The following is a 19,298-nucleotide window of genomic DNA, read 5'->3' on the forward strand; positions in this document are numbered from 1 at the left end:
TTCTCCTGAGGTGGTCATGTCAGCCCGAATTTTAGCGCTGGATACGGCGACAGAAGCCTGTTCAGCGGCCTTGCTGAATCAGCAACAGATTGATGCCCGATTTGAGATCGCCCCGCGCGATCATACGCAGCGCATTTTGCCGCTGATTGAAGAGTTACTGCTGGCGCAGCAGCTCGACCTGACGCAACTCGACGCGCTGGCCTTTGGCCGCGGTCCCGGCAGTTTTACCGGCGTACGCATCGGTATTGGTATCGCCCAGGGGCTGGCGCTGGGTGCAGCGCTACCGATGATCGGCATTTCTACCCTGGCTACGCTGGCTGAAGGTGCCTGGCGTCTGCAGGGCGCGACCCGCGTTTTAGCCGCCATTGATGCGCGAATGGGGGAGGTCTACTGGGCCGAGTATCAGCGTGACGAAAATGGTGTCTGGCAGGGCGAAACCAGCGAAAGCGTATTATCCCCTGAGGCCGCACTGGCCAGGATGCAGGCGCTGTCCGGCGAATGGATGACTGCCGGTACCGGCTGGCAAGCCTATCCTGCACTGCAGCAGGGTCATGCGCTGACGCTGCATGCCAGTGAGGTCACGCTACCGGCGGCAGAAGATATGCTGCCGCTGGCCGTCATTGCCTTGCAGCAGGGCAAGACGCTGCAGCCGGAAAATGCCGAGCCAACTTATCTGCGTAATGAAGTGGCATGGAAAAAGTTGCCAGGCCGCTAGATCGCACGCAACTTATTGTTATGCGTCCAGTCTAAGCCATTACGTAACTGGAGAACGCCTATGTCAATGTGCGCTAAAGGGCTAACGGGTCTGCTACTGACCTGTACGCTGGTTTTAACAGGTTGTGTGTCGATTCCTGACACGCTGCAGGGCAGTTCACCACAGCCGCAACAGGATTTGTTGCGGGTAATGAACGATCCGGCCATCTATACCGGCCAGGAATCGCGTTTTGGCGGCAAAGTCGTGAATGTCACCAACCTCAATGGCAAAACCCGGCTGGAGATCGCTACGCAGCCGCTGGATGAGAGTGCCCGGCCCCGGCTGGGAGCCGCTTCGGTAGGGCGTATCTATGCCGACATCCACGGTTTCGTTGATCCCGTGGATGTGAAAGATCAGTTTGTCACGGTGCTGGGAACCATCAAAGGCACCGAGCCGGGTAAAATCGGTGAGGCGAATTACAAATTTGTGGTGATTGACGTGCGGGGTTATCAGCGCTGGCATCTCACCCGACAGGTGACAACACCGCCGCAGCCGATCGATCCGTGGATCTGGTATGGCCCGACGCGTCATCGCCCGGGCTACTGGGGACCGAATCCCTACTGGGGAATGTACAGCAGCGGCCCGGCCCAGGTAGAAACGATTCTGACTGAGTAACCCGTAGTGCCCTTTTTTTTAGCCCGGTAGCGCTGCTCGCCGCCGGGCTTTTTATTTGGCTGTTTTAACAGCACGAAATTTAGTGATGGACTTCGCAACCTCAACATGCCGAAGCAGGCAAACTGGTACAATCAGTTAAAATATTGTTAACAAACCAGATTGGCTGAGGCAGCGATGGAAATACAACATGATTATCGGGGTGGATCCTTGAATAAGGTTTGGCTGAAACGCTACCCGGCAGATGTGCCTGCCGAAATAAGTGCAGATCGTTATACTTCGCTGGTGGATCTGTTTGAGCAGGCCGCAAAACGCTACGCCGATCAACCTGCCTTCTGGAACATGGGTCAGAAGATGACCTACCGCCAGCTGGAAGAGAAAAGTCGCGCTTTCGCCGCTTATCTGCAACAGCAACTGGGACTGAAAGCGGGCGACCGGGTCGCCCTGATGATGCCGAACCTGCTGCAGTATCCGGTGGCACTGTTTGGTGTGCTGCGTGCTGGCATGGTGGTGGTCAACGTCAACCCGCTCTATACGCCGCGCGAGCTCAAGCATCAGCTGAATGACAGCGGTGCCAGCGCCATCGTTATTGTGTCGAATTTTGCCCACACGCTGGAAAAAGTGGTGGCAGAAACCGCTGTTCGCCATGTGATCCTGACCCGGATGGGCGATCAACTGGCGCCGGTAAAAGCTACGCTGGTTAATTTCGTGGTTAAATATGTCAAACGACTGGTGCCCAAATACCATCTGCCAGGCGCGATCTCATTTCGTGAGGTGATGGAGGCCGGCGCCACGCTGACTTATCAGCGGCCGACGGTGACCAATGACGACCTCGCTTTTCTGCAATACACCGGCGGCACCACCGGCATTGCCAAAGGCGCGATGCTGACTCACCGCAATATGCAGGCCAACCTTGAACAGACCAAAGCCACCTACGGTAAAGTGCTGCGTGACGGTAAAGAGTGCGTGGTCACGGCGTTGCCGCTTTATCATATCTTTGCTCTGACGGTAAATGGCCTGCTGTTCCTGGAACTGGGCGGGCAGAATCTGCTGATCACCAATCCACGCGATATTCCCGGCTTTGTGAAAGAGCTGGCGAAATTTCCCTTCACCGCTATTACCGGCGTCAATACCCTGTTTAACGCTCTGCTGAACGATGAGCAGTTCAATAAGCTCGATTTCAGTACGCTGCGGTTGTCAGCCGGTGGCGGGATGGCGGTGCAGAAAGCGGTGGCAGAACGCTGGGAAAAGCTGACCGGCCACTATCTGCTGGAGGGCTACGGCCTGACCGAGTGTTCACCGCTGGTATCGGTGAACCCTTACGACATCAGCTGTCACACCGGCAGTATTGGTTTGCCGGTTCCCTCAACCGACGTGTTGATTGTTGATGATAATGGTAATGAGGTGTCACCGGGTGAACCGGGCGAACTCTGTATCCGCGGTCCTCAGGTGATGCTCGGCTACTGGCAGCGTCCGGATGCCACCGAGGAAGTGCTGAAAAATGGCTGGCTCCACAGCGGCGATATTGTTACCGTTGATCAGGAAGGCTTTATTCGCATCGTCGATCGTAAAAAAGATATGATTCTGGTCTCCGGCTTTAACGTCTATCCGAATGAGATCGAAGATGTGCTGATGCAACATCCCAAAGTGCGTGAAGCGGCCGCTATCGGCGTGCCCAGCGATCTTTCTGGCGAGGCGGTCAAAGTCTGCGTGGTGAAGAAAGATCCCTCACTGACCAAAGAGGAGTTGCTTGATCACTGCCGCCGTCAGCTGACCGGATACAAGGTGCCAAAAATCATCGAGTTTCGTGAGGAGCTGCCAAAAACCAACGTTGGCAAAATTCTGCGCCGCGAATTGCGCGACGAAGTGAAACCCAGCGCAAGCTAAGCGCTGGAAAGATTCAGGTCAGACGCCGGCATGTCCGGCGTTTTTACTTTTTTAACATGGAGCGCCGCACGTTGTTAGCTGCGGTGGAAAAAACCAGACGTGAACTACTCTCTGATCGACCAGGATGAACAGCTGGCTGAAGTCTGCCAGAAAGCGCGCCAGCAATCGGCTGTCGCGCTGGATACTGAATTTGTCCGCACCCGGACCTACTACCCGCAACTCGGTTTGATCCAGCTGTTCGATGACCACCAGCTTGTGCTGATCGATCCCCTCGCGATCCGTGACTGGTCGCCGTTTATTGCCTTACTCACTGATACCGCGGTGACCAAATTCCTGCACGCCGGTGGCGAAGACCTGGAAGTGTTCCTGCACCGTTTTGGTGTGCTGCCACAGCCGATGATCGATACCCAGATTCTGGCAGCGTTCTCCGGCCAGCCGCTTTCCTGGGGCTTTGCCTCAATGGTGGCCCACTTTACCCAGGTCGAGCTGGACAAGAGCGAGTCGCGTACCGACTGGTTAGCGCGCCCGCTCACCGAGCGTCAATGTCAGTATGCGGCAGCCGATGTTCACTATCTGCTGCCCATTGCTCGTCAGCTGATGGTGCAGACTGAGGCGGCCGGCAACATGGCTGCCGCACTCAGTGAGTGTGACAACCTCTGTCAGCGTCGTCTTGATACTCTGGCACCTGAGGAAGCGTGGCGTGAGATCACCAATGCCTGGCAACTGCGTCCGCGTCAGCTGGCGGCGCTGCAGCGGCTGGCCGCGTGGCGTCTGAAACTGGCGCGTGAAAAAGATATGGCGGTTAACTTTGTGGTGCGTGAAGAGCATCTGTGGAAAGTGGCGCGCTTTATGCCAGGTTCGCTGGGCGAACTGGACCATCTCGGCCTGTCAGGGCACGAGATCCGTTTCCACGGCAAAACCCTGGTGGCGCTGGTGGCAGAAGCCCAGGCGCTGGATGAGAGTGAATTGCCCGCCGCGCTCGGCAATCTGATCGACCATCCGCATTACAAGCAGGTGTTCAAAGCGATGAAAGCGCTGGTACAGCAGGTCAGCGAGCAGAGCGGATTCAGCCAGGAGTTACTGGCGTCACGGCGTCAGATCAATCAGGTGCTGAGCCAGCACTGGGGCCTGAAGCCACAGGGACGTCAGCCGGAGTTACTGACCGGATGGCGCGGGGAACTGCTGAAACCCGGCATTGATGAGATTCTGGCCGGAGTGTGACCGATAAAATTTCCCCTGCTACTGCGCAGGGGAAATTCAGGAAACGGTCAGCGTCATTTAGTCACTTCTTCCGTTTCCGGTAGCGTGACGTTCAGCTCCAGAATAGAGATGTCGTCACCTTTCTGATCGAGCTGAACCGTGACCATTTCCGGATCGATTTTGACATATTTACAAATCACTTCCAGAATGTCGCGCTTGAGCTGCGGAAGATAGTGGGGCTCACTGTCGCCCCTTCTGCGTTCTGCCACAATAATCTGCAGCCTTTCCTTGGCTATATTGGCAGTGTTCTTCTTCCGGGATAAAAAGAAATCGAGTAATGCCATGGTTTATCCCCCGAACAGGCGTTTCAGGAAACCCTTCTTCTCTTCTTCAATAAAGCGGAAGGGGCGTACTTCACCGAGCAACCGTTCAACGGTATCGGCATAGGCTTTGCCAGCATCTGATTCACCATCGAGGATCACCGGCTCGCCCTGGTTAGAGGCACGTAACACCGATTGATCTTCCGGAATCACGCCGACCAGAGGAATGCGTAAGATTTCCAGCACGTCTTCCATGCTCAGCATATCGCCACGGTTTACCCGGCCAGGGTTATAGCGGGTCAGCAGCAGGTGCTCCTTAACCGGCTCCTGGCTGTTTTCTGCGCGACGGGACTTGGAAGAGATAATACCGAGAATACGGTCAGAGTCACGCACCGACGAGACTTCCGGGTTGGTGGTGATAATCGCTTCATCAGCGAAGTAGAGCGCCATCAGCGCGCCGGTTTCAATCCCTGCCGGAGAGTCGCAGACGATAAAATCAAACTCCATCGCCGCTAAATCGTTGAGGACTTTTTCGACACCTTCGCGGGTCAGGGCATCTTTATCGCGGGTCTGTGACGCAGGCAGAATGTAGAGTTGCTCGGTGCGCTTATCGCGAATCAACGCCTGATTCAGCGACGCATCGCCCTGAATCACGTTGACGAAATCGTAGACCACGCGTCGTTCACAACCCATGATCAAATCCAGGTTACGCAGACCGATATCGAAATCGATAACGACCGTTTTTTTGCCTTTCTGCGCTAAACCGGTGGCGATGGCCGCGCTTGACGTGGTCTTACCAACGCCCCCTTTACCGGATGTAACTACAATAATGCGTGCCATAAATGTTGATTTCCTTAACAAAAGAAAAGGGGCCTAATTAAGTGTCTGGATGGTGAGCGCGCCATCCTGCAGGCAAAGGCGCGCCGCTTTACCAAAAAAAGCTTCGGGGATCTGATCCATGATCCAGTATTCGCCAGCAATCGAGACCAGCTCTGCCGCCAGATTGGTACAAAAAATCTGGCAATCCCGGTCTCCGCCAGCGCCGGCGAGCGCCCGACCGCGCATCATGCCGTAAATATGAATGTTGCCGTCCGCAACCAGTTCGGCACCGGCACTGACGCTGCTGGTGATGATTAAATCCGCGTCACGGGCATAAATTTGCTGACCAGAACGCACCGGGGTATTCACGATGCGGGTTTTGGCCGCCAGCGGTTCAGCCACCACCGGCTGAGGTTCAGGTGCGGGAGCATCGCTGCGGCTTTTCGCCTCTTTGCCCTCCGCCAGAACCGGCAGGCCTGCGCGTGAAATCATGCGTTTCAACGCATCATCTTTACAGCCGCTCACGCCGACAATGCGCAAACCGGTGGCGATAATCGCCTGCTGTAGCTGCTTCCAGTTAATATCGGCACTTAAAGCCGCAACGTTCAGCACCACCGGGGCGTTTTTCAGGAAATCCGGAGCCTGGTCAATCTTGTCCTGAAGTGCCTTACGAATCACCGCGGGATCGTGGTGATGCAGATGGACGACAGATAGGGTGAAACTGCTACCTTTGAATTCGATTGGCGTTTGCGACATCTGTCCCGACTCAGTCCTGTTTTCACTACCGTTGGCTAAGCGACGATAAAATCATCATTAAAGCGCCAACGGTGAATATTCGAAGTTCTGCAAGCATGTTATAGTTACAGCTATATTCAGACAAGCCTCAACGCTGGTTAATTCGAGTAAAAAATATGTTTTGTGTGATCTACAGAAGCCCACTGCGCGACCAGACTTATCTTTATGTTGAAAAAAAAGACGATTTTTCTCGCGTACCGCCCGAATTGCTGAAAGGCTTTGGCAAGCCTCAGCTGGCAATGGTGCTGAAGCTGGCGGGCCGCGACAGGCTGGCTAATGCGGATATCAATAAAGTTAAGCAGGGATTGAGTGAGCAGGGCTATTATTTACAACTGCCGCCGCCGATAGAAAGTCTGCTTACCCTTCATCTGCAGACCGATAAAAAAGTTTAATTCGGATTCATCTGTAAATATTAATCCTGTCGCGCTGAAGCCGTCAGGTTTAATATTTTTTTGTCCCCGCTAAAATTAAACGTACTGCTTATCTATCCAGTTATTTTTAAATCGCCTGCCTGATATTTAGCGTCATTTGTGCATTTATTCATCACTTCCGCGCTCTGATTCACGCTTTTTGACAAATTCTGCTCACCTGACCGCAAAAAGCATCTTATTATCAGGCGATGAGGTTGGCATTTCGATCAACTCATCAGCAAACATCAACCCGCCAGCCACGCTGGCATCACACCTAACCTACGCAGGGGATGAGCATGTATCAGCATCGTAACTGGCAAGGCGCTCTGTTGGATTTTCCGGTCAGCAAAGTGGTTTGCGTTGGCAGCAACTATGCGAAACACATCAAGGAAATGGGCAGTGCCACGCCAACTGAGCCGGTGATTTTTATCAAGCCGGAAACCGCTCTGTGTGATTTACGCCAGCCGCTCTCGATTCCGGATGCGTTTGGCGAAGTCCATCATGAAGTTGAACTGGCCGTGCTGATCGGCGCGACCCTGAAGCAGGCATCTGAAGCGCATGTGGCGCAGGCGATTGCGGGTTATGGTGTGGCGCTCGACCTGACGCTGCGTGACCTGCAGGCCGGACTGAAAAAAGCCGGACAGCCGTGGGAAAAATCCAAGGGATTCGATAACTCCTGTCCGATTTCCGGCTTTATCCCGGTGGCCGAATTTAGTGACGATCCGCAAAATACTGAACTGAAACTGCGGGTCAATGGCGAGGTGCGCCAGCACGGTTCTACCGCGGATATGATCCATAAAATCCTGCCGCTGATTGCGCACATGAGTCAGTATTTCACCCTGCGCGCTGGCGACGTGATCCTGACCGGAACGCCGGAAGGGGTCGGTCCGATGCGTTCCGGCGACACGCTGGAAGTGTCACTGGCTGGTCACGGCATCAGCACGCGCGTTCTGTAAAAACTTGCATCGCCGCACCAGAGGCTTTATAAGGTGCGGTTTACGCTAAACCCGGACAATCATCATGACTGACACCCCTTTCTGGCAACACAAACGCCTGGCACAAATGAGCGATGAGGAATGGGAATCCTTGTGTGATGGTTGCGGGCAGTGCTGTCTGAACAAATTGCAGGATGCGGATACCGATGAGATCTACTTCACCAACGTCGCCTGTAACCAGCTCAACATCAAAACCTGCCAGTGCCGCAACTATGAGCGTCGCTTTGAATATGAAGAGGATTGCATCAAGCTGACGCGGGAAAACCTCACCACGTTCAACTGGCTGCCGCGCACCTGCGCCTATCGCCTGTTGGGTGAGGGCAAGCCGTTGCCTGCGTGGCATCCGCTGCGTGCAGGCTCAAAAAATGCGATGCACGCCCAGCGCATTTCGGTGCGATATATTGCGGTGCGGGAGAGTGAAGTACGCGACTGGGAAGATCACATCATTGATCGACCAGACCGCAACGGCTAAGCGCCGGAAAGAATTAAAAAAGGCTGCCGATGGCAGCCTTTTTTATGGCGTCAGCGGCTAAAGAGATCGCGACGTTTGGCTTTAAACGGCTGAGCAATCAGCACCAGCAGCGCCACCAGCAGATAACCGGCGAACACCACAATCATCCACTGCGGCATACTGAGCGTCAGGAAGCTCCAGCTGCGATCTGCGCAATCACCGCTGGCGAGGAACACGGACGGCAGCCACTTATCCAGCGGTAAGCCGCTCGGGAAGCGGGCAGCAAAATCACAGGTGGTAAAAGGATTGGGATGCAGCTGAATCATGGTGTGTTCATAGGAGAGACGAAGACCCTGCCAGGCGCTGTAGATCCACAACGCCAGCGCAGCCAGTCTTAATGGCGTTTTTGGCGCAATGGCACCGACCAGACCGGCACCCATCACGCCGAACAGCGCGTTGCGCTCATAGATACACATCACACAGGGTTTGAGCCCCATAACGTGCTGGAACCACAACGCAGTGAGTTCCAGCGCCAGCGCCGTCAGGGCCAGTAATAACCAGGCTCCACGACCGCGAGAACATTGATTCAGATATCGTAACATATTGCATTCCCTGTAAACGTCAATGTCACGCAGTGTAAACCAAAAGCGCCGTCAAACCAGCCTGGGCCAGGGAAAAATCATGTTCAAATATGACCTGAACCTGATCCAGACCAGGGAAAGCGTTGATCAGTGTGGCGGTAACAACCATCCCATGTTGAGCATACTGTCAGTCAGCGGCAGCAGCAGAAAATGGATAGACAGATAGCCGACCAGCGACAGGACCACCGTAAACGGCAGTGCCATCCAGACCATCCGCCCATATGAGAGGCGAATCAGCGGTGCCAGTGCTGAAGTCAGCAGGAACAGGAACGCCGCCTGACCGTTAGGGGTAGCGACGGAAGGGAGATTGGTACCGGTATTAATCGCTACCGCCAGCAACTCAAACTGCTGCGCGTCAATCGCGCCGCGATCAAAGGCATGACGTGCTTCATTGATATACACCGACCCGACAAAAACGTTATCGGAAATGGAAGAGAGCAGGCCATTAAAGACGTAGAACCATTTGAGCTGGGCCTCAGGCTCCGCGCTGAGAACGAATGAGACCAGCGGCGCAAACAGCTGTTGCTCAATGATCACCGCCACAATCGCAAAGAACACCGTCAGCAGCGCCGTGAAAGGCAGGGCTTCAGTGAATGCCTGGCCGATGGTGTGCTCATCGGTGATGCCGCACAGCGCGGTCGCCATAATGATCACCGACAGGCCAATCAGTCCCACTTCGGCCAGATGAAAGGCCAGCGCGATAATCAGCCAGATCCCAATTGCCGCCTGAATCCACAGTTTGATGGTGTCCTGACGGGTACGCTGGGCAGCCTCCTGTTTTTCGCTCTCCTCCAGCAACTGACGTACGCTGGCGGGCAGGGTTACGCCGTAGCCAAACCATTTACACTTTTCTACCAGCACACTGGTCAGGATGCCGCATAGCAGCACCGGAACGGTCACCGGCGCCATACGCAGGAAAAATTGGGTAAAGTCCCAGCTGGCGGCATGGGCAATAATCAGGTTTTGCGGCTCGCCGACCATGGTCATCACGCCACCCAGCGCGGTACCGACGCCCGCCTGCATCATCAGGCTGCGCAGAAATGCCCGAAACTGCTCCAGCGTCTCACGTTGTGCCAGCGGGTGATGCTGATTTTGTGGATCGGAGGCGACGCGGTGATAGATCTGATAAAAACTGACGGCGACGCTGATCACTACTGCCAGCACCGTTAAGGCATCAAGGAAGGCGGAGAGAAAGGCGGCGGCCAGGCAGAAGGTGACGCCGAGCAGCACTTTTGACTGAATCGACAGCAGCAGCCGGGTAAAGACAAACAGCAGCAGCTGCTTCATAAAGAAAATGCCGGCCACCATAAAGATTAACAGCAGCAGCACTTCCAGGTTGTTTGCCAGCTCGGTTTTAACCTGCTCCGCGCTGGCCATGCCGATGAAAATAGCTTCCAGCGCCAGCAGACCGCCAGGCAGCAGCGGATGGCATTTAAGCGCCATACCCAGGGTGAAAATAAACTCTGCTACTAATAACCAACCCGCAGCAAACGGGCTGACAAAAGCGTAAATTAATGGATTAACGATCAGAAAAGCCAGCATTAATCCCTTATACCAGTTGGGAGACTGGCCAAGAAAGTTCCGTTTTAACGCCTGCCCATAAGTCATATCCATCGGAATAAGTATCCTGTTGTTGTGTATCGATTTTGCTGCAAAGAATAATCTTTAGCAGGGTCTGGCGCAAATCGCGGCAAATTCGCCGTGAGGCAGGCCTGAAAATGGTACCTGCATCCGGTTTAAATAGTTGCGCAGGCTATATCCGCTATAGGGCGTCTGGTATGATGAGTGCCCATTACGATTAAGAAAGCAACGAGAACACACTGCTATGGTCATAAAGGCTCAGAGTCCAGCGGGATTTGCTGAAGAGTATATTATTGAAAGCATCTGGAACAGCCGCTTTCCGCCAGGGTCGATTCTTCCTGCTGAACGTGAGCTTTCTGAATTGATTGGGGTTACGCGCACCACATTACGTGAAGTGTTGCAGCGGCTGGCGCGTGATGGCTGGCTCACCATTCAGCACGGAAAACCGACCCGGGTTAACGACTTCTGGGAAACGTCCGGACTGAACATTCTGGAAACGCTCGCCCGTCTCGATCACGACAGCGTGCCGGTGTTAATCGATAACCTGCTGTCGGTTCGCACCAACATCTCTTCCATCTTTATCAGTCGCGCGTTGCGCCACCATCCGGAGAAAGCGCGTGCCGTGCTGGAGACCGTCGCCAGTGCCGACGATCAGGCGGATGCTTACACTGAACTCGACTATCGGGTGTTCCGCGGTCTGGCCTTTGCTTCAGGGAATCCGATTTACGGTCTGATCCTCAATGGACTGAAAGGGCTCTATACCCGCGTCGGTCGTCACTACTTCTCTAATCCGGAAGCTCGTCAGGTGGCGCGTGATTTTTATCTCTCGTTACTGGCGCTGTGTGACAAAGAGCCGGGCCAGGATGAAATTGTAGATGCGGTGCGCCACTACGGGCGTCGCAGCGGTGAAATCTGGCACAGTATGCAGAAAAGTATGCCAGACGATCTCAGCAGTAAACGCTAAAAAGCCGGGCATCTCGCCTCAGGCTCGTCCGTTAAGGTTAAATTTGCAAAGGCTGTCACGGTTAAACGTGGCAGCTTTTTTTTGGGTGAGTATGCCGGAGTGCGGGCCTGCGCACCGCTGCTGCTGCCGGGCCGTCCTCGCGCCGCTCACGCGGTACCTTCGGCTTTGACGTCGTGCCGACGAGCCGTTCGGGGATCGGCCCTCCCTGGCCGGCCCCGAACTCTCCACGCTTCCCGGCGTGGCGTTCTGGCCCACCGTCACGCCTCAGCGCTGCGGATAGCCCTTTCAGCAGCAGAGGCGCTCAGGCCTTCACGCTCGTGCCCTTTTTAACAGCACGTACTGAAGTTTCAGAGCAGGCTGGGGCCGATCAGGGGCAGGCAATCCGCAGCGCTGAACATTAGCCAGGAGAGCCCGCAGGACGCGGGCGAAAGGCGGGGCGGCACAGGATGTGCCATCCCCGGCGGTCCGTCAGGCAGAGGAATGAAGTGAAGGTACCGCGCAGCGGCGCGAGGACCGCCAGCCCCTGAGCAGCACCAGACTGCGCTATCACCGATCGCTTAACTAACGAGCATCAGAAACCGCGTCCGGTTTTTTTTAAAGTTACAGCGGCGAACCGCGTGACGGATTACGATCCAGCAATTCGACGCTGCCATCCTCGTTCTGTTGTTCCAGAATCACGTCAAAGCCCCACAAACGATGCACATGCTTCAGCACTTCGCGCCGGCTCTTATCCAGCGGCGTGCGGCTTTGCGGCACATAGCGCAGCGTCAGTGAGCGGTCACCGCGCAAATCCACATTGTAGACCTGAATGTTCGGTTCAAGATTGCTCAGGTTGTACTGTGCAGAGAGCTGCTGGCGAATGGCCCGATAACCGGCTTCATCGTGAATAGCGGCGATCTCAAGAAAGTTATTGCGGTCATCATCCAGCACGGTAAACAGGCGGAAATCGCGCATCACTTTCGGCGACAGGAACTGGCTGATAAAGCTCTCGTCCTTGAATTCACGCATCGCGAAGTGCAGAGTTTCCAGCCAGTCCGAACCGGCAATATCCGGGAACCAGTAGCGATCTTCTTCGGTGGGTGACTGACAGATACGCTTGATGTCCTGGAACATCGCGAAGCCTAAAGCATAGGGGTTAATGCCGTTATACCACTGGCTGTTATAGGGCGGCTGAAACACCACGTTGGTGTGACTGTGCAGGAACTCCATCATAAAGCGTTCCGACACTTTGCCTTCGTCATACAGATGATTCAGGATGGTGTAGTGCCAGAACGTGGCCCAGCCTTCGTTCATCACCTGAGTCTGCTTTTGCGGATAGAAATACTGGCTCACTTTGCGCACGATGCGCAGGATCTCACGCTGCCACGGCTCCAGCAGCGGCGCGTTCTTCTCCATAAAGTAGAGCAGGTTCTCCTGTGGTTCAGAGGGATAACGCGCCGCTTCAACCTGTACCGTCTCTTTTTCACGCCGTGGCAGGGTGCGCCACAGGGTATTCACCTGGCTTTGCAGATACTCTTCCCGACTCTTCTGTCGCGCTTTCTCCTCCTGCAGCGAGATCTTCTGCGGCCGTTTATAACGATCAACGCCGTAGTTCATCAGCGCATGGCATGAGTCGAGCAGCCGTTCGACTTCTTCAACGCCGTAACGCTCCTCGCAGTCACTGATGTAATTCTTCGCAAACAGCAGGTAATCAACGATCGAACCGGCATCCGTCCAGCTGCGGAACAGGTAATTATTTTTGAAGAAAGAGTTGTGACCGTAACAGGCGTGCGCCATCACCAGCGCCTGCATGGTCATGGTGTTCTCTTCCATCAGATAGGCGATGCAGGGATTGGAGTTAATCACAATCTCGTAGGCTAACCCCTGCTGACCATGCTTGTAGCGCTGTTCGGTTTCAATAAACTTTTTACCGAATGACCAGTGGGAATAATTGATCGGCATACCGACGCTGGAATAAGCGTCCATCATCTGCTCAGAGGTGATCACTTCGATTTGGTGCGGATAGGTATCGAGCCGGTAGAGTTTCGCCACGCGGTCGATCTCGGCTAAATAGACATCCAGTAGTTCGAATGTCCAGTCTGGTCCGTCATTGAGTCGTTTGCTGTCCTTGATGGGATCGTCAAAGATTGTCGTCATAGCGCACCTCTTTTTTTGCAAACTGGCTGACCCGAAAGGCAACCCGTTCCGGTTATTTAAGGCTTCATCCTGAGAAAGGGAACCCGAAAAAAACTGAGCGAACACAACAATGATAGCCCACTGTCGCTTATCCGAAATGCGAACTCAAATGAATTCTTTGGCAGAAAATCATTCATAGTGGAATGACGTGGAATTTAATAGCCTTTAACTCGACCATTATTTTAAAATCCAGCATATAATCCTGTTTATAAGTTGTTTGTATGGGGTTGAATGATTCTCCTGCCAAAAGCAGATTTAACTGCTGTTGTTGTCATTTATTTCTGGCCAGGAGTGATATGGCGCATAAATCTCTGTATTTTGCCGCCTGATATGATTTTAGTTACCTGTTAAGTAAAAAAGATGTGAAATAGTTGCTGGAATTTAGAGGTGATTTCCGCTGAGTGGATCCGCTGAATGTCGCCTGATGAATAGTGAATTATGCTTTTACATGCCGGTGGGGGACATATGCACGTTGTGATTCTGGGAAGTGGTGTGGTGGGTGCGGCGAGCGCGTGGTATCTGGCGCGTGCCGGACATCAGGTGACGGTTATCGATCGTCAGCCTGCCGCGGCGCTGGAGACCAGCGCAGGCAATGCCGGTCAGATTTCGCCGGGCTATGCGGCACCCTGGGCTGCACCGGGTGTACCGCTGAAAGCGGTTAAGTGGATGTTCCAGCGTCATGCACCGCTGGCGGTGCGGCTGGATGGCAGCAGCTTCCAGCTGGAGTGGATGTGGCAGATGTTGCGTAACTGCGATATCAACCACTATCAGCAGAATAAAAGCCGGATGGTACGCATCGCTGAATATAGCCGTGATTGCCTGAAAGCCCTGCGTGCTGAAACCGGCATCACGTATGAAGGACGGCAGGGCGGCACGCTGCAACTGTTCCGTACGCAACAGCAGTACGACAGTGCCAGCAAAGATATCGCGGTGCTGCGTGACGCGGGCGTACCCTACGAATTGCTGCAGGCACATGAGCTGGCGCGCGTCGAGCCGGCACTGGCCGCCACCCAGCATAAACTGACCGGCGGTCTGCGCCTGCCTAACGATGAAACTGGCGACTGCCAGTTGTTTACTCAGCGGCTGGCAAAAATGGCTGAGGAGGCGGGCGTGGTTTTCCGCTTCGGGACACCGATTGATCATCTGCTGCGTGACGGTAACCGCATCTACGGCGTGAAGTGTGGCGAGGAGATCGTTAAAGCGGATCAGTATGTTGTGGCGCTGGGTTCCTATTCCACCGCGCTGCTGCGTAACGTGGTGGATATTCCCGTCTATCCGCTGAAAGGCTATTCACTCACCATCCCGATTAAAAATCCGGATGCTGCGCCGGTCTCAACTATTCTCGATGAAACCTACAAAGTTGCGGTAACCCGTTTTGACGATCGTATTCGGGTCGGCGGAATGGCGGAAATTGTTGGTTTTAACACCAGACTGACTGAAGCACGGCGGGAAACGCTGGAGATGGTGGTCAGTGATCTCTATCCTGAAGGCGGTCATCTGGCCCAGGCCAGTTTCTGGACCGGCTTGCGTCCAATGACGCCCGATGGCACGCCGATTGTCGGTGCCACACCGGTGTCTAACCTCTGGCTCAATACCGGTCACGGGACGCTGGGCTGGACAATGGCGTGCGGTTCGGGTCAGCTTCTTGCCGATCTGATCTCCGGTATTCAACCGGCGATTGCCGCCGATGACCTGTCGGTGTTCCGTTACTTACCCGGTTTTGTGGCCAGCGCCGCGCCGCTGCGTAACGCCAACGCTACTCGTTAAGCTTTCAGGGAGAGGAAGGATGTCACGTCCGATTGTCGCTACCATCAATCAGCAGGCATTACGGCATAACCTGGCGGTGGTTCGCCAGGCCGCACCTGCATCCCGCGTCTGGTCGGTGGTTAAGGCTAACGCGTATGGTCATGGTCTGGCCCGCGTCTGGGAAAGTCTGGCTTCCACCGACGGCTTTGCGCTGCTGAATCTGGAAGAGGCGATTCTGTTGCGCGAGCAGGGCTGGAAAAAGCCGATCCTGCTGCTGGAAGGCTTTTTTCAGCCGGACGATCTGCACCTGATCGATCGCTATCGTCTCACCACCAGCGTACACAGTAACTGGCAGATTAAAGCGCTGGCTAATGCAACGCTGTCGGCACCGATCGATATCTATCTCAAGGTCAACAGCGGCATGAACCGGCTGGGCTTTCGCCCTGAGCAGGTTAATGCGGCGTGGCAAAAATTGCGCGCGCTTAACAACGTGGCTGAGATAACACTGATGGCCCATTTCGCGGATGCGGAAAATCCCGACGGCTTAATCGCTCCGCTGCAGCGTATTGAACAGGCGGCTGAGGGGCTGACCTGTCCGCGATCGCTCGCTAACTCCGCCTGCACGCTGTGGCACCCGGAGGCGCATTATGACTGGGTTCGTCCCGGTATTATTCTCTATGGCGCGTCACCGAGCGGCGACTGGCAGGATGTTGCCGGCAGCGGACTGACGCCGGTAATGACGCTGAGCAGTGAGATCATCGGTATCCAGCAGTTACAGGCGGGCGATGGCGTCGGTTATGGCTACCGTTATCATGCGGCGCAGGCGCAGCGGATTGGCGTGGTAGCCTGTGGCTATGCGGATGGTTACCCACGTCACGCACCCAACGGCACACCGGTCAGCGTCGATGGCGTGATGACGCAGGTGGTAGGCGCGGTGTCGATGGATATGATCACCGTCGATTTAACCCCCTGTCCGCAAGCCGGCATCGGCTCGCGGGTGGAGTTATGGGGCGAACAGGTGAAGATCGATCAGGTGGCAAAAGCGGCCGGAACGGTCGGATACGAGCTGATGTGTGCGCTGGCACCTCGCGTTCCGGTTCAGCTCAGTTAAGAGTGATTAAGCGCGGTCACCCGGCCGCGCATCTTCCGGCTGCAGCGCCAGGCGATCAACGCCAGCATGGCACCTAGCAGCATCATCAGACTCAGTGAGAGCTTCTCAGCCAGCGGCAGCGCCACAATCACCAGGCTGCCTGCCGCACCGCCCGCCATCTGAATAAATCCCTGTAGTGCGGATGCCACGCCAGCCTGTTGCTGATAGGGCTCCAGCGCATAGCTGGTCGCGGGACCGACGGTGAACGCCAGACCCGCCACCGAAACCGCGACCGGAAACATATACAACGCCCAATGGCTCTGCATCGATGCCGGAAACAGCATCATTCCCGCCAGCAGCAACAGCGCACCCAGCAGCATCGTGACAAAGCCCATCGCCAGACAGAAAGGCCGTCCCGCTTTGCGGATGGTTTTATTGACGAAGACGCTGACGAACATAATCCAGAAGCCGTTGGCACCAAAGGCAAAAGAGAACTCAATCGGTGATAAGCCGCCTTCGGTCATCAATACCTGCGGAGCCAGAGAGACATAGGTCAGCACCATGCCCAGTGCGCCCGCGTTGGCAAAGGCAAACGCCAGGAAGCGAGGCTGACGCAAAATGGCGGCATACTGCGCAATCGGCAATCCTTTCACCCGCAGGGTATCGGCCGGGCGCGTTTCGGGCAGCCAGACAATGACCAGCAGCATAATCAGCGCGCCGTAGCCGCACAGGAACCAGAAGGGCGCGCGCCAGTCGAACGCGCTGGCCAGCAGGCCGCCCAGCAGGGGAGCCAGTGCCGGAACGATATTTAATGCGCCATTCAGAAAGCCATAGGCGCGTGCCGCATCATCACCGCTCAGGCGATCGCGTACGCCGCTGAAGGCGACGACCGCACTGCAACAGACGCCACAGCCCTGCACCAGACGGGCAAGCAGAAACAGCGGAAATGAGGTGGCGGTAGCGGCAATGGCGCTGCCAGCGATGTAGAGCGCCAGGCCCAGCAGGGCAATCGGCTTACGGCCATAGTTATCCACCAGCGGGCCAGTCACCAGTTGTCCCAGCCCCATCACCAGCAGAAACAGCGGGATGGTGGTCTGCACCAGGTTAACCGGCGTATTCAGCCCTTCCGCAATCTGCGGCAGCGTGGGCAAATAGAGATCAATGCCTAAAGGTGCCAGCAACACCAGGCTCAATAACAGTAGAGTAAATTTTTGCATAACGACCAGAGGGTGAACGTTCTGTTAAAAAACGAGCCGCAGAGGGTAATGATTCACAACAAAAAAAGATAGAGGAGAAGATGCGGAAGTTGCGATGCCTGTGCGAAACAGGCATCGCTTACTGTCAGTTAGTAGGCACCATCACGACGCAGTACCACGCCAGCGGTTTTAAACAGGATGGCGATATCGGTCCACAACGCCCAGTTTTTCACATACCAGGAGTCAAAGTAGACGCGGGTATCGTAATCGATGTCATTACGTCCGCTGACCTGCCACAAACCGGTCATGCCAGGCTTCGCCATCAGATAGTAATCAACATCACCGGCATAGCGCTCCAGTTCCGCTTCAATCACCGGGCGCGGTCCCACCAGGCTCATCTCGCCACGGATGACGTTCCACAGCTGCGGCAACTCATCGAGGCTGGTTTTACGCAGGAAGCCACCGATTTTGGTGATGCGCGGATCGTTTTTAAGTTTGAAGTCCTTATCCCACTCAATACGCGCGGCTTCGCTGGTGGCCAGCAGATTTTCCAGCACCTCTTTCGAGTTGGTCACCATGGAACGGAATTTCAGGCACTTAAACTTTTTACCATCCTGACCGACGCGCTCATGGCCATAGATAGCATTGCCGCCATCGCGCTTCACCATGTAGCAGAGCAGGGCAAAAATCGGGCCGAGGAACAGCAGCAGCATTGACGCGACAATAATATCAAAGGCGCGCTTCAGGAACCGCGAGGAGTGCTTAGCCAGATTATTACTGACCCGCAGGATCATCACTTCATGGCTGAAGATAAATGACATATCGGTACCATAGAGCGGCACACCGCGCAGGGTCGGGATCACCGAGACGGAACGACAGTTCATCTTCGACAGGAACTTCAGCCAGCGATCACGCATAGGCTGCTGCTCATACTCCATCGCCACAATGAACTGCACGTTGTCGCGGTCGATGGTTTGCCAGTTAATATCTTTCCAGGTGATAACCGGGACGCCATTAACGCTTTGCTCGGCGGGCACATCGTCTACCGAGATAAACGCCTGTACGTTATAGCCCAGGATCTCTTCGCTTTGCAGCGCCGCGTAGGCCTCGGTGGCATTCCGGCCGGAGCCAATAATGATCGTCTCTTTCTGCCACTGACCGGCTTTATTAATCGCGCGCTTCACTACGGCACGCATCAACGGCAGCAGCAGCAGGGCATAAGTCCAGCTGAACACCCACACCATGCGGGAGAAATCCCACTTCGAAAAAGCGATCAGGGCGAGATCGAGCAGGGAGAAAACGAAAAGTGTCTTAACGATCTCTTTCAGCTCGAACCAAAAAGGTTTGCGATAGGTGTAGTGGCGCAGGCGTACCCAGAACCAGCCGGTACACATGACGGACATAATAAATTGTGCAACAAAACGATATTCAATTTGTTGCGGGGGAATAAATGTATCCAGCTCTCCCCAAATACCCTGAACAGTGGCGGCCGATAAAAACAACGCCAGATTAAGTGCAATCAGATCGGAAAAACTCAGGGCGAACTTTACGATGATATTTTTTCGCGTTCCGCTCCAGGAGCGGCTCGGGTTATTCATTATCAATGTACTTGCCATAAAACCTGCTCTCTTTCTCAAGTAAAAGATGGCCTGACCAGAATCA

18 protein-coding genes are annotated in these 19,298 nt (G+C 54.9%); 10 read left to right on the forward strand and 8 right to left on the reverse strand.

Going from position 1 to position 19,298, the window contains the following annotated elements; genetic code table 11:
- The first annotated feature begins 16 nt into the window (after positions 1 to 16).
- The 4 genes from tsaB (at position 17) to rnd (ending at position 4,474) form a co-directional block, all read left to right on the forward strand.
- On the forward strand, positions 17 to 715 hold the full coding sequence (tsaB, locus tag LZU96_RS09305) for a tRNA (adenosine(37)-N6)-threonylcarbamoyltransferase complex dimerization subunit type 1 TsaB (protein WP_233987988.1): 699 nt from the start codon (positions 17 to 19) through the stop codon (positions 713 to 715).
- A 60-nt stretch (positions 716 to 775) separates the two neighbouring features.
- Positions 776 to 1,369, forward strand: a complete 594-nt coding sequence (locus LZU96_RS09310; RefSeq protein WP_233987989.1) for a Slp family lipoprotein — start codon at positions 776 to 778, stop codon at positions 1,367 to 1,369.
- Positions 1,370 to 1,576: 207 nt separating this feature from the next.
- On the forward strand, positions 1,577 to 3,253 hold the full coding sequence (gene fadD, locus LZU96_RS09315; RefSeq protein ID WP_233987990.1) for a long-chain-fatty-acid--CoA ligase FadD: 1,677 nt from the start codon (positions 1,577 to 1,579) through the stop codon (positions 3,251 to 3,253).
- 99 nt (positions 3,254 to 3,352) lie between these two features.
- Positions 3,353 to 4,474: a ribonuclease D gene (gene rnd / locus LZU96_RS09320; protein ID WP_233987991.1), complete on the forward strand. Its 1,122-nt coding sequence runs from the start codon at positions 3,353 to 3,355 to the stop codon at positions 4,472 to 4,474.
- A gap of 53 nt (positions 4,475 to 4,527) precedes the next feature.
- On the opposite strand, the gene minE is transcribed toward rnd, so the two are convergent.
- Genes minE through minC form a run of 3 tightly spaced genes read right to left on the reverse strand, consistent with a single transcriptional unit; the run spans position 4,528 to position 6,348 of the window.
- Entirely contained in the window at positions 4,528 to 4,797 is a 270-nt protein-coding gene (gene minE, locus LZU96_RS09325) for a cell division topological specificity factor MinE (RefSeq protein ID WP_031374622.1), read from the reverse strand.
- 3 nt (positions 4,798 to 4,800) lie between these two features.
- Complete coding sequence (gene minD / locus LZU96_RS09330) at positions 4,801 to 5,613, reverse strand: septum site-determining protein MinD (protein WP_031374621.1); 813 nt, start codon at positions 5,611 to 5,613, stop codon at positions 4,801 to 4,803.
- A gap of 33 nt (positions 5,614 to 5,646) precedes the next feature.
- A complete protein-coding gene (gene minC, locus LZU96_RS09335; RefSeq protein WP_233987992.1) occupies positions 5,647 to 6,348 on the reverse strand; it encodes a septum site-determining protein MinC in 702 nt (233 codons plus the stop codon).
- A gap of 155 nt (positions 6,349 to 6,503) precedes the next feature.
- Here minC and LZU96_RS09340 point away from each other — a divergent pair, with 155 nt between their 5' ends.
- The 3 genes from LZU96_RS09340 to LZU96_RS09350 all read left to right on the forward strand — a co-directional run bounded on the left by LZU96_RS09340 (position 6,504) and on the right by LZU96_RS09350 (position 8,264).
- Positions 6,504 to 6,779, forward strand: coding sequence for a YcgL domain-containing protein (locus LZU96_RS09340; protein ID WP_233987993.1), 276 nt, complete (start codon positions 6,504 to 6,506; stop codon positions 6,777 to 6,779).
- Between the two features lie 314 nt (positions 6,780 to 7,093).
- Positions 7,094 to 7,753 carry a fumarylacetoacetate hydrolase family protein gene (locus LZU96_RS09345; protein ID WP_233987994.1) on the forward strand — a complete coding sequence of 220 codons (660 nt, stop codon included), beginning with the start codon at positions 7,094 to 7,096 and terminating at the stop codon, positions 7,751 to 7,753.
- Between the two features lie 64 nt (positions 7,754 to 7,817).
- Positions 7,818 to 8,264, forward strand: a complete 447-nt coding sequence (locus LZU96_RS09350) for a YcgN family cysteine cluster protein (RefSeq protein WP_233987995.1) — start codon at positions 7,818 to 7,820, stop codon at positions 8,262 to 8,264.
- Positions 8,265 to 8,314: 50 nt separating this feature from the next.
- Here LZU96_RS09350 and dsbB read toward each other — a convergent pair whose 3' ends face one another.
- Together dsbB and nhaB are read right to left on the reverse strand one after the other, a co-directional pair.
- On the reverse strand, positions 8,315 to 8,845 hold the full coding sequence (dsbB, locus tag LZU96_RS09355; protein ID WP_233987996.1) for a disulfide bond formation protein DsbB: 531 nt from the start codon (positions 8,843 to 8,845) through the stop codon (positions 8,315 to 8,317).
- A gap of 126 nt (positions 8,846 to 8,971) precedes the next feature.
- The gene (gene nhaB / locus LZU96_RS09360) at positions 8,972 to 10,498 is read right to left on the reverse strand and encodes a sodium/proton antiporter NhaB (RefSeq protein WP_233987997.1); all 1,527 of its coding nucleotides are present in this window, start codon (positions 10,496 to 10,498) and stop codon (positions 8,972 to 8,974) included.
- Positions 10,499 to 10,709: 211 nt separating this feature from the next.
- Between nhaB and fadR the strand changes: the two genes are divergently transcribed.
- Complete coding sequence (gene fadR, locus LZU96_RS09365) at positions 10,710 to 11,429, forward strand: fatty acid metabolism transcriptional regulator FadR (RefSeq protein WP_233987998.1); 720 nt, start codon at positions 10,710 to 10,712, stop codon at positions 11,427 to 11,429.
- 600 nt (positions 11,430 to 12,029) lie between these two features.
- Here the strand turns inward: fadR and LZU96_RS09370 are convergent.
- A complete protein-coding gene (locus LZU96_RS09370; protein WP_233987999.1) occupies positions 12,030 to 13,565 on the reverse strand; it encodes a SpoVR family protein in 1,536 nt (511 codons plus the stop codon).
- Positions 13,566 to 14,069: 504 nt separating this feature from the next.
- Here LZU96_RS09370 and LZU96_RS09375 point away from each other — a divergent pair.
- Complete coding sequence (locus LZU96_RS09375; protein WP_233988000.1) at positions 14,070 to 15,371, forward strand: D-amino acid dehydrogenase; 1,302 nt, start codon at positions 14,070 to 14,072, stop codon at positions 15,369 to 15,371.
- Positions 15,372 to 15,390: 19 nt separating this feature from the next.
- Positions 15,391 to 16,461 (forward strand): catabolic alanine racemase DadX, encoded by a 1,071-nt coding sequence (dadX, locus tag LZU96_RS09380; protein ID WP_233988001.1) that lies wholly within the window; start codon positions 15,391 to 15,393, stop codon positions 16,459 to 16,461.
- Here the strand turns inward: dadX and LZU96_RS09385 are convergent.
- Both LZU96_RS09385 and wbaP read right to left on the reverse strand, forming a co-directional pair.
- Complete coding sequence (locus LZU96_RS09385) at positions 16,458 to 17,657, reverse strand: multidrug effflux MFS transporter (RefSeq protein ID WP_233988002.1); 1,200 nt, start codon at positions 17,655 to 17,657, stop codon at positions 16,458 to 16,460. The genes dadX and LZU96_RS09385 overlap by 4 nt on opposite strands.
- Before the next feature lie 128 nt (positions 17,658 to 17,785).
- A complete protein-coding gene (wbaP, locus tag LZU96_RS09390) occupies positions 17,786 to 19,252 on the reverse strand; it encodes an undecaprenyl-phosphate galactose phosphotransferase WbaP (protein WP_233988003.1) in 1,467 nt (488 codons plus the stop codon).
- Positions 19,253 to 19,298: the final 46 nt, after the last annotated feature.

It is taken from the genome of Pantoea agglomerans, from assembly GCF_021397715.1.
GTDB classification, from domain to species: Bacteria; Pseudomonadota; Gammaproteobacteria; order Enterobacterales; family Enterobacteriaceae; genus Pantoea; species Pantoea astica.